Source organism: Salipaludibacillus agaradhaerens, assembly GCF_002019735.1.
GTDB classification, from domain to species: Bacteria; Bacillota; Bacilli; order Bacillales; family Salisediminibacteriaceae; genus Salipaludibacillus; species Salipaludibacillus agaradhaerens.
Map to the genome: position 1 here is coordinate 971226 of NZ_KV917378.1, position 13888 is coordinate 985113.

The window sequence follows — 13888 nt, forward strand, 5'->3', positions numbered from 1 at the left end:
ACGACTGATACAACTCTTTGCTACAGACGAATGATGTCCCCAGGGCTTACCATCTGTTCGGTATGACGATAAGTCCTTGGATCATTGATTTTTTAGACAACGATGCCCCTGCGGAAGTCCCCGCTTTCGGTGCAATTCTTTATTAAGACATACGTGTAATAGCAACTATTTCTCATTGTTCACTTGTTCATGTCAAACATTCATTCTAATTAATAAAAATTTTGTTTACGCTGGCCTTGTAATTGTTAAAATGGCATAGTAATATTTAGAATTGGAAAAAATCGTTTTTAAAAGGAGTGAAGACATGAATATTTTCAAGCAATTCGTAAAAAGTTTAATCTCACCTCAAACCATCGCTAGTTTTCGTTTTCAAAAAATAGGAAAGGCCATTCTCTATGTTTTTTTTCTGATGCTTATCGCTTGTATTCCTTTAGCTTTTCAAATAGGTAGCGGTTTGAACGCCCTTTTTAATACAGTACATAAATATGTAGAAGAGCTGCCTTCATTTTATGTAGAAGATGGCCTTCTTGCCTCTGATGAGCTAAATGAGCCTTATATATCCGAAACAGACCATGGTTTCATCATCATCGACCCTACTGGTGATCTCAATCCAACGGACATTTCTGATTACGATATCGCCTATGCTTTACTGGAGAGAAGTGCTGTTATAATGGTTGCAGGAGACCCTGAAGTAGTAGGTTATCAAGAAATAGGTGTGCCATTTTCGTCGGATGAACTTCTTTCTATGGTAGAAACAGTTAATAACTTATTCCCATTAATACTTTCTTTAATCGTTTTGGGTGTATATTTAATAGGTACAGGTGTCAAGTTTATTGTTATTTTCCTTCTGTCACTTGTTATGCTACTTATGAAATCGAGTATGGCAAACCAATTATCTTATAAACAATGCTGGATCTTATCTGTATACACGGCAACCTTGCCAACGATTATAATAGTACTTTTTGGAACGTTCAATATCCTTGGTATGCCACTCTTATTTATTCTTTATTGGATTATAGCCATTATTATCATTACCTACGTTTTAAAAAGCATCCCAAAACCGAAAGACCCTATTACAGAATAAGAAGTTTTTAACCAACTCAAATGAAGCGGTAATATAGCCATTATATTACCGCTTACCTCATTACTTATTACACATTTCTTTAAAAAATTTAAGAAAAGAAAGCTCAATCAGTAAAAATATGATATATTAAGAATGTATCCCTTATAACGAACATCTTAAAACTTAATAGTGAACTTTTTATCACATAAATAATCATGACATGTTCTTGTAAGATAGATAATAATTTGATGTGTAAATATGAGTATATAGAGGAGGATATCCGATGATTGGTGAAAGAGTTAAAAAATATAGAAAAGAATCTGGTATGTCACTAACCGAATTAGCGGAAAAAGCAGGGGTAGCGAAATCCTATTTAAGTGCTATAGAGAGAAACATTCAAACGAATCCATCCATTCAGTTTCTAGAAAAAATCGCTAATGTACTTAACATAAAAATGGATCTTTTATTGCATGATGATGTTACAGACGACAAACAAATGGATGCAGAATGGCAATCTCTCGTGAAAGAAGCAATGGAATCAGGCGTATCCAAAGATGAATTTAAAGAGTTTTTAGAATTTAACAAATGGAAGATACAACAAAAATAATATGTTCACTTTAGTCGCTACCGCCACTTTATCGCTTTAAACTCCCTCATTCGCTTTAACTCCTCAAAGTGATGAAGTGGTGGAAAAATGAACCTCTCGTTCTTCGTTATACTTCAGTGTGTTGCAATCTCCCGAAAGTCATCATGTCAAAATCAATGAGTTTTACTCACACTTATTCCCTTAAGGTAACACGGCATTCTATTTATGAATAAACTTTTACAATAAAATAATTAAGGCCTATAATTAGCCAAAATATAACGCGTTCTTAATAAAGAATATAATTTTAGTATAAAAGATTTCCTACTAAATGGGAACCTTCAAAAATCGTCAAAATACTCATATAAAGAACTAAATTCGTTCTCAATGTCGTATATACTCCATTTTGCTCATTATTTCTTTTTTTAACAAATGACCATTGTGCTATATAATGAACAATATGAGGGAAAAACTTTGCATGAGAGGGGGATAACAATGATTGGTGATATGATTCGCTATCGACGTAAGGAAAAAGGTCTTACATTATCTGAGCTTTCTAGAAAAACAGGCGTTTCGAAGTCATACTTAAGTTACTTAGAGCGGAATAAAAAGAAAAATCCATCCATTGAAATTGTTAGACGTATCTTTATTACATTAGATCTACCCTTAACACCCTTATTTTATCAAGAAAGAACGATTGACCGTTCTATGACGGCAATGGAAGAACGATCGGTCTAATACCCTATTAGATTTTAAGTATTGGATGATATAGGATAGTCCACGTAACCCTCAGGCTAGTTTAAGATAAGGCTTCTTCAAAATATTTTGAAGAAGCCTTATCTTATATTGTTTTTAATTCTTTTTTCTTCACAAAAAACTCTCTCACTTCTTCTACTGTCAAACCCATGTCCTTTGCTTGATTAAGAAGCACTTCCCAATCTTTAAGTTGTTTTTCATCAATAGCCATTATAATTACATGATCCCCTCTCGCACAAACCATTATAAACACCGCTAGGCAGTTCAGCCATCATAGAGAGAGGTAAACTCCTTTAACTCTCCTTAGACCTGTAACTTTGCGTCTCTATTTTTCAATAGATTTGCCGTTGACTAGAAGAAGATCTGGTTCGAAAAAAATAATGTGACATTCGATGGAGCCAGAGATAATTATAAATAACTTTCAGGTGAAAAGTATGTCGAAAAATGTCATAATATTAAAATTCATCCCTATTGCCTACCCAACATTAAATATTCATTACATAAGTGCTTTTTCACTGTGTTTTCAGGAACATATTTCGAAAAAAATGCATAAATAGACATACTTTTTTGCATTGTTACATATTTACAATGAATTATGACTAGATCGTAAGTATGCTATTTTTAAAAAAATTTTAATGAATTTTTATTTCGCCCTATATAATTTGTCACATATTAGTGCAGTTCCTTTGAAATTATCGGCTTTATATAAGTTATCAGCCATTAATTTTTAGGTACTATAACGATACGTGTACCATCCACTGAAAGAACCTTCACTGTCTCATCTTCCTTAATCCATTGGTTATCTGACGTTGCACTGTAGAGTTTCCCGTCAACCTCTACGGTTCCCGTAGGTCTAAAAGGTGTTTTTGTGATCCCAGTTTTACCAACTAGTTCTTTATAACTGTCATTCATCGAATTATAACCATGTTCTGATGTCAATCTATCTTTCAGCGTCATCTTATCCCACATATTTCTACGTGGAAAAACTTTTGTGAATAGGTAAGATGAAGGAGCAGCTATTAAGAAGGCCATTGAAACAAGTGCCCCATACGTTAATCCAGGAGCAGGAATTGCTAACCCCAATACCATCAACAATATCCCCAAAGAGGCGATCGTGCCATCTGTCGTTACTTTCCCGTCAAAGATGATTAACGATAGACCGATTAGATAAAGTATGACTATCCACAAACTGTCTCCTGCGGTTACATGATAAGAAAAATAAATCGCCATAATGACGACACCTATTACACCGAACAATCCTTTAGTGCGTACCATCATCTCACCAAATATGAAGAGGGTAGCGATAAAAACAACAAAAAAACCAAAAGCAGCGTAGTCTAAAAATTCCATAATACTTCCTCCTTCCTAAATGCAGTCTTTACGTTATTGTATCAAATTTTCTATTCTAAAATCATTTACGTTACATTGACTAAAAAAGTTTCAGCATGAGAAGAAAATCACTTTGCTATGTTTAATAAAACGCCCTTCATCAATGAGAATTTTTCGTATTTCCCCACCGGTTGGTAGTTGAGTGAATCGCACATTCGCGTCCGTTAGCTTAAATAGATTTACGAGGTGAGCATTTTACGGACGGCTATCTGTGATAAAAAAAGTAGGGACGGTTTAGTTTCCCCTCCCTACTCACACATTCCAGCTAAATTGAGTTAACTTAGTAAAAATAGTGTTCTTTCTGTTAAGAACTAAACCAACCTTTCACGATATCAATTAGGTTTGAGATAAAATCAAGAATAGATTGTATGAATCCTTGACCTTCTTCACTATTTAAGAAATCACCAATGTTTTCACGTATTTTACCAATTTGATTTTGCACTTGGTCCCAATCAATATTTAAATCTTTCATACGATTAAATAATGAGACTAAACCATTTAATTCTTCATCAGTTAGAGTCATGCCTAACTCTCCTGCAATTCGTTGAATTAAAGCACGTAAATCTTCCTCTGTCTCTATATTTTCCTCAGCAAGTGCTTCTTTAATACGAGCCATAAGTTCAGTTGCATCTTCTACACCGTATTCATCACTAAGCTCTGCTGTTTTAACTAATTCTTCATTTGCCACTTGTTTTTGATCCTCAGGAATTACCTCATCAGTGGACGCTTCATACGCTTTAATTAATCCAGTTAAAGCACCAGTACCTGAGACATTAAAAGGTGCTGTAACGTAAATATTCGCATCTTTTACACCGGCAGTAATTAAAGCATTAGCATACATTCCTTCAGAAACCCAAGTAATACGATTTGTTTCCACATCAACCCCTTCACCTTGATCTAAAAGTGTAATTTTCGAGGAAGATAAAGCATTACTTCCAATAACAGAAGCACTTATATAATCACCTAAGTATTGATGTTCTTCTTCATTTGTTACAGTGACTATAAGTACCTCATCTTCATTAACATTCATTTCATTAAGTAATGTTTCCCTTTGCTGTGGAGACAAATCATCACCAAGCGTCACAATTTCATCTCCAGGAGCCGCATCTGCAAAAGCGACTGATATAAACAACAACCAAATAGCAAAAGTTGAAACAGCTGTCTTGTAAAGTGTTCTCATTCTCATACCCCTCTTTTCAATAATCTAATCTACACACTACCAGAAAAACGTTATATAAGTAAGAAGAAAAAAGAGAGTCACTTGTTAGGCATATGACTCGGCAGCAACCGACATTTTAAAAGAAATTGGCAGACAATCCCCAATAAGACCATGACGGTAAACAAACTAACAAACATAGCCTCTTCATTATACATAAGTACCGTAAATAATGGAGGACCAAGTCCCACCCCTATGAAACGTACCATACTGTATAAAGACACGATTATATCTCTCTCCTCTTTTAAGACGTTTTCAGTTATAAGAAGGTTACATATTACTAAAATGGCGGCTGAGCTTCCCCCTATCAATGTTGTTATGATAATAAGTAACCACAATGTTTCATGTAATAACAATAGAAAAAAGCATATTGCCAGAAGAATTGTGACCCCTTTAAAAATGTTTCCAAGATTAATTTTACGATAACGTTCTACTAGATTACCTGTTAAAATTGAGCCTATTATGAGCCCTATCAATGGTAAAGTGAATAAAAAAGCCTTAGTCATGCCAGTTTGCCCGTAAATCCATTCAAGCTCATAAGAATAATATGTCAGAAAACCAAATAGCAAACACATAGCTCCACCACCAATAAAAATCAAGGGAAATACATCCTTAATACGATGGAAAACAATGTGCTTTAGCGCTGTAAAATAACTCTTCCAAGTCCGCAAAGGAGTAGGTTTTATCGTTCTTATTCCTAATAAAAGTAATACTATTGCTAAAATACACACACCCATATAGAAAATAAATAAAAAACTTCCTCCATATTGGATCGTAAACATACCAGCGAACGGACTCACTAATTTTGCTATACCATTAAAAACTTCTATAGCTGCTAGCACTTTAACCCTGTCATCCCTTTCCAACAATTCCGCAGTTATCATAAATGGAAGAGGGGCCACTATTCCAGCACCTATCCCCTGCACCACTCTTCCCATTAGCAGCATTGGATAAGCGTAATTGACATGTACACTACCACTCAAGGCGCTTACTAAACAACCTACGATCACGATTGCAATCGCATATGTCGCTATAGTTTTTTTTGAGAATTGTCCAGTCAAGTACCCTGTTAAAGGTATCGTAATGGCTGCCGATAAAGAAAAAACACTTAAAATGAGGCCAGCTTGTGTTGAAGTTACATCCCACATTATCTCCATATCAGGTAAAACTGGTACAAACATTGAATTACCAATAATCATGATAAACGTTAACATACCTAATGTGCTAACTACCACAGATCGCGCCATATCCTAGCTCCTTTTCTTGCATCATCATCTTTTCCAAGAGACTAATTTCAAATAACGTGACATATTTTTTTAAAAAAAACATATTTAATTACTAGAGTCTGATAGAAAAAAGGAGGATCACATGACAATGCGCCCCCTCATATTATTGTGCCTTATTATTATCATAGGGATAAGTGTTCGGATTGATTTATCAGCTGGTACTATCCCTGAGCAGCAAACCCAATCAAAGCAACATTTAAATACAGCCGAGAGTACTGATCATGATAATGAGAACACTCTCTTTTACCAAGAGGTTATTGTAGAAGAGAACCAAAGCGTTTATAGTATTGTCCAACAGCTTCATCCTAGCGATACTTTCGCATTATCAGTAGAACAAGTATTAACCGATTTTGAAGTTTTAAATCCTGGCGTAGTTCCCTATCAATTATCAGCAGGAAATGCATATAAATTTCCTGTTTATAGGGAAATGGACAACGAATAGTTATTTGTTCTTGCCACAATTGTCCCCTGATTGTTACAATGTAATACGATGACTGAAAGAATAAACACTATTTATCACGTTTTAAGTAAACTAAAGGGGCGATGATTTGTGACCCAAATAACACATCGAAAAAATACACGGCCTGTCAAAGTAGGTCCGATAACAATCGGAGGTAGTGATGAGGTCATTATACAAAGTATGACCATGTCCAAAACTCATGATGTAGACGCAACTGTTGCTGAAATAAATCGGCTTGAGGAAGCCGGATGCCAAATAGTTCGCGTAGCATGCCCTCATATGAAAGACGCTGAGGCTATCCCAGAAATTAAAAAGCGAATCAACATTCCTTTAGTCGTAGATATTCATTTTGACTATAAGCTTGCATTAAAAGCGATTGAAGGCGGCGCTGACAAAATTAGAATTAATCCTGGGAATATTGGTCGTAAAGAAAAAGTAGAAGCAGTCGTAAATGCAGCGAAAGAAAAAGGGATTCCTATCCGAATTGGTGTAAATGCTGGTTCATTAGAAAGCCGCATTTTAAAAAAATATGGTTATCCAACAGCCGATGGTATGGTTGAAAGTGCCCTCCACCACATAAAGATTCTAGAAGATCTTGATTTTCATGATATTATTGTCTCAATGAAGGCATCAGATGTCACATTAGCAGTAGAAGCTTATGAAAAAGCTGCTCAAACATTTGACTACCCCCTCCATTTAGGGATTACAGAATCGGGTACCCTTTTTGCTGGCACGATAAAAAGCTCTGCAGGTCTTGGTATTCTTCTTGGTAAAGGAATTGGAAATACAGTTCGTATATCTTTAAGCGCAGATCCTGTTGAAGAGGTTAAAGTAGCAAAAGAGCTCCTTAAAACCTTTGGACTTGCTGCTAATGCAGCGACACTTATTTCTTGTCCAACTTGTGGAAGAATTGAAATCGATTTAATCAGTATTGCAAATGAAGTGGAAGAATATATTCAGAAAATCAAAGCGCCGATTAAGGTCTCTGTCTTAGGTTGTGCAGTTAACGGACCTGGAGAAGCAAAAGAAGCTGATATTGGGATTGCAGGTGCACGAGGAGAAGGCTTACTTTTCAGAAAAGGAAAAACAATTCGTAAAGTACCGGAAGAAATAATGGTTGAAGAGCTTAAAAAGGAAATTGATTTGTTAGCGAAAGAACATGAAGAAAAACAGAAAAAAGAACAAGAGAAGGTATAGTTCTTAAGCTTTATCTTTGTAGTATTAGCTAACAACCCCTTTTGAAACGAGACAGATTTATCTCTTGTCTCGTTTTTTGTATGCAAATGGCTGTTATATAGCTGAGTATAGGTTGAACAGTTAATATATGATGTCAATAGCTAGTCTGCCGTCGTTTCTGCTCATAGAGATATTTAATGCATAATAAAGGGAGGGGACAACTAAAATCCTGTTGTGTCCCCTCCTCTTTATCAATATCCAGCCTCTATCATCTTTTGCTAAATCACGTTACAAATGGTGCAAAAAACATACTAATAATTAACGCAAAAGCCCCGATAACAATTGCTGTATAACCTATCCCTTTTTGATCTTTCTTGACCGCAACAGCTCCTAAGATAATTCCTGCTATTGAAAAAAGTAACGGCAAGAAAAAAAGTGCTACGATTGAAAGGGCGATCCCTAATGCACCAACGCCTTTACCTGCGCCAGTATCTTGTTCCTGTTCATTATTTTCAACTGTGTCATCTGGCTCCCTATACATTCCAGGGTTTACTGCATACTCTGCTGCTGTTTCCTCACGATAATTTTCATTTTTTTGATGTGGCGGTGCGACTTCACATGACTTTGTTTCATTTGGATTATATTTTTGCGTCATAACATTTCCCTCCTTCATACAAGGCTGTACACCTAGTATGAGTTTCGAGTGCCAAAAGCATGAGAGGAAACATTAAACAAACTATGTAATACATTTGAGTATCACGAACTCTTAACCGTTTTAACACACCATAAATGAAAGGTAATTTAGCGACCATCTGGCTTATTTTTCATATCATGACGGAAATTAATAAAATAATGAATACCCATATCGGGATACTAAATAATATGCCATAACACAATCCTATAAATACATTTTGTTCTTCCACGAGACCAACTCCTTTAATAAAAGTGTTGGTAAATTCTCTACTTAATAAACATTTTCCACCTATGTTTATACCAAATCTCAGACATCTTTATAAAACACCCCTCAATCAGTGGACGTCCCCATCATTCTTCCACTAATTGGTAGTTAGCAGCGTCCCTTATCTCCCGACTCAATAGATGTCTCTCTCCTCTCTATTTTTAGCCGAGAGTTTTACGGACGCTTATCTGTGATAAAAAAGCTCAAAACCTTAAAAGGTCTGAGCTTCACATTTATCACAATAACCGTATATTTCAAATTTGTGTCCTACTACTTTGAAACCTTCAGTAGTCACAGATGAACTATCCATAGGACATTGATGGATATGCTTTGTTTTACCACATTCAAGACAAATTAAATGGTGATGATGGTGGTCAGTGGAGCAAGAAAAACGAAATTTCTTTTCCCCTGCCAGTTCTGTAGTTTCCAAAATGCCTAAATCAGAAAATAACGATAAATTTCGATAAATAGTATCAAAACTCAAACCACTATATTTATCTTTTAATGCTTCAAGAACATCTTTAGCCGCTAAATAACGGCTTTCATCAGAAAATAGTTGTAACATATCCATTCGTTTATCTGTATATTTAAAGCCTTCTTCTTTTAGCTTTTCTAGTGCTTTTTCCACATTCATGTAAACACCTCCTGGAGCAATGTCATGTGATTTTGTGACATCAATTAACCGATTTAAAACTAAGAAACGTAATGCTTCTTTTAATAATAACAGAAATGATTAAAATTATAACGCCTGTTACAACAATCATTCCTCCGGTAGCAATGTTAAAATAAATGGACATGATAATGCCGCCAATGACAGATATCTCTCCTACTATAATACCAATAAACACAACTTGACGAAAACTTTTTGCAAATTGAATACTAACTGCAACAGGTAATGTGACCATGGCGCCGACTAGCAGGATACCAATTACTTTCATTGACATGGAAATGACAAGTGCGATTAAGATAGAAAACAAAAAGTTCATTTTCTTCACTGAAATACCTGATGTAATTGCAAACTCTTGGTCAAAAGAGATGGATAATAATTCTTTGTAAAACAGCAAAACAATGCTTATCATGACAATACCAGTTACGACAATAAACAGTAAATCAGTCAAGGTTACGGTGACAATACTACCGAATAAATAATTAAACCACTCAGTATTATTACTAGGTGAAATACTTATAAGGAGCGCACTCAACCCTATTCCAGCTGATAGAATAATCGGAATAGCCAACTCCTGAAAATGGCGATAAATTTGTCTGAGTTTTTCTACAAGAAGAGACCCAATTAACGAAAATAATACCCCTGTGTAAAGAGGGTTAATAAAATTTGTGGCTGGACTTTGCATCAGCACTATTCCCACTGCGATACCTGTTAAAGTAATGTGTGAGAGCCCTTCGGAAATGATCGTCATTCGCCTCACTAGAAGAAAAGCACCAATAATCGGACAAATAAAACCAACTATTAGTCCTGCAATAATTCCTCTCTCTAAAAACGTTAATTGGTGGAGTAAATCTAACATAGATGGTCACCTGATTTCATTAATTTACATGCTTACGCGTTAAAACAATCACACTTGCTAAAATAAATACATTTATCATAACGATCGTTCCTCCGGGTGCCAAATCAAAGTGGAAAGCAGTAAACAAGCCTGTGATAATCGATAGCTCCCCAAAGATAACAGCATAAATAAACATTTGCTTAAAACCTTTGGCGCACCTCATTGCGGCTGCTACAGGTAATGTCATAAGGGCTGAAACGAGTAAAATACCAACTATTTGCATGGAAATACCAATAACAACAGCCACCATTACCATAAATAAGATATGTAGCATACGCTTCGGCAACCCCGAAATGGTAGCTTGCTCTTCATCAAAACTCAAAAAAAAGAATTCTTTATAAAATAAGATAAGACATGATGTTACAATAAAGGTAAGTATGAGTACAACATAGAAATCTTGTTGGGTTAACATGACGACACTACCAAATAGATAATTAAAAAGATCGTTGTTAAAACCATCTGCAAGAGAAATAAAGACAACCCCTGTACCGATACCTGCTGAAAGAATAATGGGAATAGCTAACTCTTTGTAATAGTCGTAAGCAACTCTCAAACGTTCTATTAAAAGTGAACCAGTAATTGAAAAAGCCATACCCATATATACAGGATTTACCCCAACAAACAGCGGTGTATGCTTACTTAATAATAAACTAAAAGCAATACCTGTGAGTGTAATATGAGATAAAGCATCTGCCATTAGCGATAAGCGACGAACCACAAGAAAAACCCCTAGAAATGGAACTAAAAAACCAATAATAATCCCGGTAAATAAAGCGTATCTTAAAAAATCAAATTGAAAGAATACGCTGATCATAACTCTTGACTCCTTACATCATCATGATCATGATCATGGTCATGGTGAGTATGGTCATGATTATGTTCTAATAAGTTCACCTCATGCCCGTACATTGCAGTTATCATCGCTTCTTTATTTTCTTCAAATACCTTTTTGTTTCCATGAAAATGAAGACATTTATTTAGGCATGCCACATCTGTCACATACTCAGACATAGCTCCGATATCATGGGTAACAAGGATGAGCGTCATATGGCGTTTTTCATTCAACTCTTTCAACATCGTATAAAAGTTAGCGACTGAGTTAGCATCTACACCTACTGTCGGCTCATCTAAAATGAGCAGAGTCGGATCACTGACTAATGCCCTAGCAATGAAAACTCTCTGTTGCTGTCCACCCGATAACTGTCCGATGTTTTCATTCATAAATTCTTCCATCCCGACTTGTCCAATAGCTTCACGTACTTTTTCTTTATGTTTTTTTGTCAAGAAGCGAAATAACCCGACTTTTCCAAAGAGTCCCATAGACACTACTTCAAATACAGTTGCTGGAAATCCACTGTTGAAGCTATTCGCTTTTTGTGATACAAATCCAACGTTACTCCAGTCATTAAATTTCTTCACTGGCTGACCGTATAAATAAATACTACCTGTATCTGGCGTTAATAGACCTAACAGGCATTTGATCAATGTTGATTTTCCCGAGCCATTTGGTCCAACTAAACCTAAAAAAGACCCTTGAGGAATACTTAAGTTAACCTCTTCTAAAACATTTTGGTGCCGATACGCAAAGGACACATTATTAATTTCAACTGCAAACGTATTTTTCATTTAACTCCCTCTTTAATAAAAAAATTTTGCTATATCAACAGGAATTGCTACTGATCTAATTTCGTTCAGAATCATTACGATTTATTTTCTCACCGTAGTATACATGACCTACGTATCTTTGTAAACTAACAACTTCTCTAAGAATTATACTAGGTTAACAAAGGAATTCCATTATTATCCAACACTCGCTTAAGAATAGGAAGACCGATATAATAAATACTAACTCTTTCAGGAGGTGACAAGCTGATGAAAGCACAAAAGGTCGCAATCATAGATATGGGCTCCAACTCTGTAAGATTTGTCATTTATGACATAAACAACTATGCATGCTATGAGGAAATATTGAATTTAAAAGTGGTAGCCCGATTAAGCTCACATATTAATGACCATGGGGCTATGACACCTGAAGGTATAGAAGTGGTATTAAATACATTAAATAAGTTTGAAGTAGTTGCAAAAAAATATAATATAACGTCAATACGTGGGGTAGCTACTGCAGCCATTCGAAATGCCACCAATAGTAAAGACATTATGTCAGCTATCCATAAGCACAGCAGCTTTTCAGTAGAAATTCTTTCTGAAGAAGAAGAAGCATATTATGGGTTCTTAGCTGTGACAAACTCAACCCATTTACCTAAAGGAATTACAATTGATATTGGGGGTGGTAGTACTGAGGTAACTTATTTTGAAGACCGTAAAGCCATTCATTTACACAGTTTTCCATTTGGAGCTCTCACTTTAAAAAAACAGTTTATAGAAACAGACAGCCCGTCAGAAAGTGAATGGGTAACATTAAGGTCTTACCTTCAACAGCAGTTTTCTACGCTCCCATGGTTAAAAGATAAAAAAGCACCAGTTATCGGAATAGGCGGCTCTGCTAGAAATCTCGGCCTCATTCATCAAAACATTGTGAATTATCCTTTATCAGGTCTTCACCAATACGAAATGACGTCTGAAGATGTTTTCTCGATTCAAGGTAAACTATCGTCTTTATCGTTAAAAGAGCGAGAAAAGGTGGATGGCTTATCAAAAGATAGAGCTGATATTATTTTGCCTGCTATAGCCGCTATCGAAGAACTAATTCTCTATACGGGGAGTACTAGCTTTATCGTCAGTAATAAAGGATTAAGAGATGGCCTTTTTTACGAGAAATTATTGGAAACCATTGATGTTAGTCACTTTCCAAATGTAACGCACGAAAGCTTTTATCAGCTGGCTGTGACGTATCAATTGGATAGTACTTATCAAAAGAGATTGTCTGTCTTATCCTCTTATCTTGCTACAGAACTAATAAATAATAAACTAATAACACTATCAGAAACCGATTTAACACATCTTCACTGGGCTTCGCATGTGTTTTACATCGGTAATACGATCCATCCTGAATCTAAAAGCCAGCATACATTTTATTTGTTGACTAATCAGTCAATCAATGGACTCACTCACATGGAGCGGCTAGCAATAGCATTTATGGCTTCATTTAGATCTCGTTCACAACTAAAACTTTATGCCAGGCCTTTCCGCCACTGGGTTACAAAAGAAGAATTAAAAAAGTATGAATTAATGGGAGCTCTTCTAAAACTTTGCTATGGATTAAACATTTCTAAACGAGATGTTGTGAAAAGGATACAAATTGACTTTCATACAGAGACAATGATTGGACTCTCAATATACTATGATGGTGACCCTTATTTTGAAGAATTTCACGCTAGTAAATATAAAAAACATTTAGAAAGATGCTTAAAAAGGACGATATCAATCCAATTCATTCAAAATTAATAAAAGCCATGTCCACTTTAGTCTAAGTAAG

15 protein-coding genes and 1 riboswitch are annotated in these 13888 nt (G+C 35.5%); of the genes, 6 read left to right on the forward strand and 9 right to left on the reverse strand.

Annotated elements, in window-relative coordinates; genetic code table 11:
* The first annotated feature begins 304 nt into the window (after positions 1–304).
* From BK581_RS04650 to BK581_RS04660, 3 genes are all read left to right on the forward strand, one after another.
* Positions 305–1084 carry a DUF1189 domain-containing protein gene (locus tag BK581_RS04650; protein WP_078577065.1) on the forward strand — a complete coding sequence of 260 codons (780 nt, stop codon included), beginning with the start codon at positions 305–307 and terminating at the stop codon, positions 1082–1084.
* Positions 1085–1346: 262 nt separating this feature from the next.
* Positions 1347–1670: a helix-turn-helix domain-containing protein gene (locus BK581_RS04655; RefSeq protein ID WP_078577066.1), complete on the forward strand. Its 324-nt coding sequence runs from the start codon at positions 1347–1349 to the stop codon at positions 1668–1670.
* A gap of 471 nt (positions 1671–2141) precedes the next feature.
* A complete protein-coding gene (locus tag BK581_RS04660) occupies positions 2142–2384 on the forward strand; it encodes a helix-turn-helix domain-containing protein (protein ID WP_169837544.1) in 243 nt (80 codons plus the stop codon).
* A 103-nt stretch (positions 2385–2487) separates the two neighbouring features.
* Here BK581_RS04660 and sinI read toward each other — a convergent pair whose 3' ends face one another.
* The 4 genes from sinI to BK581_RS04675 all read right to left on the reverse strand — a co-directional run bounded on the left by sinI (position 2488) and on the right by BK581_RS04675 (position 6254).
* Positions 2488–2613 (reverse strand): DNA-binding anti-repressor SinI, encoded by a 126-nt coding sequence (gene sinI / locus BK581_RS19885; RefSeq protein WP_143709632.1) that lies wholly within the window; start codon positions 2611–2613, stop codon positions 2488–2490.
* Between the two features lie 44 nt (positions 2614–2657).
* Positions 2658–2758, reverse strand: a riboswitch (cyclic di-GMP riboswitch).
* 364 nt (positions 2759–3122) lie between these two features.
* The gene (locus BK581_RS04665) at positions 3123–3752 is read right to left on the reverse strand and encodes an NfeD family protein (RefSeq protein WP_078577068.1); all 630 of its coding nucleotides are present in this window, start codon (positions 3750–3752) and stop codon (positions 3123–3125) included.
* Positions 3753–4095: 343 nt separating this feature from the next.
* Positions 4096–4971: a DUF1002 domain-containing protein gene (locus BK581_RS04670; protein ID WP_245828889.1), complete on the reverse strand. Its 876-nt coding sequence runs from the start codon at positions 4969–4971 to the stop codon at positions 4096–4098.
* A 77-nt stretch (positions 4972–5048) separates the two neighbouring features.
* Complete coding sequence (locus BK581_RS04675; protein ID WP_078577070.1) at positions 5049–6254, reverse strand: MFS transporter; 1206 nt, start codon at positions 6252–6254, stop codon at positions 5049–5051.
* A 121-nt stretch (positions 6255–6375) separates the two neighbouring features.
* Between BK581_RS04675 and BK581_RS04680 the strand changes: the two genes are divergently transcribed.
* Together BK581_RS04680 and ispG are read left to right on the forward strand one after the other, a co-directional pair.
* Positions 6376–6735, forward strand: a complete 360-nt coding sequence (locus BK581_RS04680) for a hypothetical protein (RefSeq protein ID WP_078577071.1) — start codon at positions 6376–6378, stop codon at positions 6733–6735.
* A gap of 108 nt (positions 6736–6843) precedes the next feature.
* The gene (ispG, locus tag BK581_RS04685) at positions 6844–7950 is read left to right on the forward strand and encodes a flavodoxin-dependent (E)-4-hydroxy-3-methylbut-2-enyl-diphosphate synthase (protein WP_078577072.1); all 1107 of its coding nucleotides are present in this window, start codon (positions 6844–6846) and stop codon (positions 7948–7950) included.
* 262 nt (positions 7951–8212) lie between these two features.
* Here ispG and BK581_RS04690 read toward each other — a convergent pair whose 3' ends face one another.
* The 5 genes from BK581_RS04690 to BK581_RS04710 all read right to left on the reverse strand — a co-directional run bounded on the left by BK581_RS04690 (position 8213) and on the right by BK581_RS04710 (position 12078).
* Positions 8213–8584, reverse strand: coding sequence for a DUF4190 domain-containing protein (locus BK581_RS04690; RefSeq protein WP_078577073.1), 372 nt, complete (start codon positions 8582–8584; stop codon positions 8213–8215).
* Positions 8585–9098: 514 nt separating this feature from the next.
* Positions 9099–9521 (reverse strand): Fur family transcriptional regulator, encoded by a 423-nt coding sequence (locus tag BK581_RS04695; RefSeq protein ID WP_078577074.1) that lies wholly within the window; start codon positions 9519–9521, stop codon positions 9099–9101.
* Positions 9522–9561: 40 nt separating this feature from the next.
* Complete coding sequence (locus tag BK581_RS04700) at positions 9562–10413, reverse strand: metal ABC transporter permease (RefSeq protein ID WP_078577075.1); 852 nt, start codon at positions 10411–10413, stop codon at positions 9562–9564.
* A 19-nt stretch (positions 10414–10432) separates the two neighbouring features.
* Positions 10433–11266, reverse strand: a complete 834-nt coding sequence (locus tag BK581_RS04705; protein WP_078577076.1) for a metal ABC transporter permease — start codon at positions 11264–11266, stop codon at positions 10433–10435.
* Positions 11263–12078 (reverse strand): metal ABC transporter ATP-binding protein, encoded by an 816-nt coding sequence (locus BK581_RS04710; RefSeq protein ID WP_078577077.1) that lies wholly within the window; start codon positions 12076–12078, stop codon positions 11263–11265. Before BK581_RS04710 ends, BK581_RS04705 begins: the two co-directional genes overlap by 4 nt.
* Positions 12079–12324: 246 nt before the next feature.
* On the opposite strand from BK581_RS04710, the gene BK581_RS04715 reads away from it, so the two are divergent.
* Positions 12325–13857, forward strand: coding sequence for a Ppx/GppA family phosphatase (locus BK581_RS04715; RefSeq protein ID WP_078577078.1), 1533 nt, complete (start codon positions 12325–12327; stop codon positions 13855–13857).
* The last annotated feature ends 31 nt before the right edge of the window (positions 13858–13888 follow it).